The 743-nt window shown below is 58.8% G+C and carries 1 protein-coding gene; it reads left to right on the top strand.

Going from position 1 to position 743, the window contains the following annotated elements; translation table 11 throughout:
* Positions 1-120: 120 nt before the first annotated feature.
* Positions 121-743 (top strand): septation protein A (locus AC1DWI_RS25220; RefSeq protein ID WP_477726191.1); only part of this gene is annotated, 623 nt, incomplete at its 3' end.

The following is a 743-nucleotide window of genomic DNA, read 5'->3' as shown; positions in this document are numbered from 1 at the left end:
CCCCCCGAGGGGGCCGCCCGCCTGCGGCCCGGCAAAGCCGGTTCCGCGGCTCATKCTTGCTAATTCGGGACCCAACGCCAGTGAGCTCTTTCGCTTCTTTTACCCCGCGATAATCTGTTTATGAAAATTCTTTTCGACTTTTTGCCGATCGCCCTTTTTTTCGGCATGTTCAAGTACGCCGAAGGCAACAAGGACTGGGCCGCCGCTACAGCCACCGAGTGGCTGGGTTTTATGGTTTCCGGGGGAGTGGTGGGTGCGGCTGAAGCGCCTGTGCTGCTGGCTACCGTGGTTGTGATCGTTGCCACGCTGGCCCAGATCCTCTGGCTCAAGGTAAGCGGCAAGAAGGTCGACACCATGCTGTGGATCAGCCTGGGGCTGGTGACGGTGCTCGGCGGCGCCACCATCTATTTCCACAGCGAGAGCTTCATCAAATGGAAGCCCACGGTACTGTACTGGGTGATGGGCGGCGCGCTGCTGCTGGGGCAGCTGGTGTGGAAGAAAAACGGCATCAAGTCGCTGATGGGCGCGCAGATGAACTTGCCTGACCCGATCTGGCGCGTGGTCAATTTCAGCTGGGTTGGTTTTTTTGCCGTGATGGGCCTGCTCAWTCTGTGGGTGGCTTTCACGTTTTCCACCAGCACCTGGGTCAACTTCAAGCTGTTTGGTGGCCTCGGTCTGATGGTGGTGTTTGTGCTTGCGCAGGCGGTGTACCTGAACAAGCACATCAAACCAGGCGCCACACC

Source organism: Polaromonas sp. P3_C2, assembly GCF_056402675.1.
This window is presented reverse-complemented; position numbering and strand designations above follow the sequence as displayed.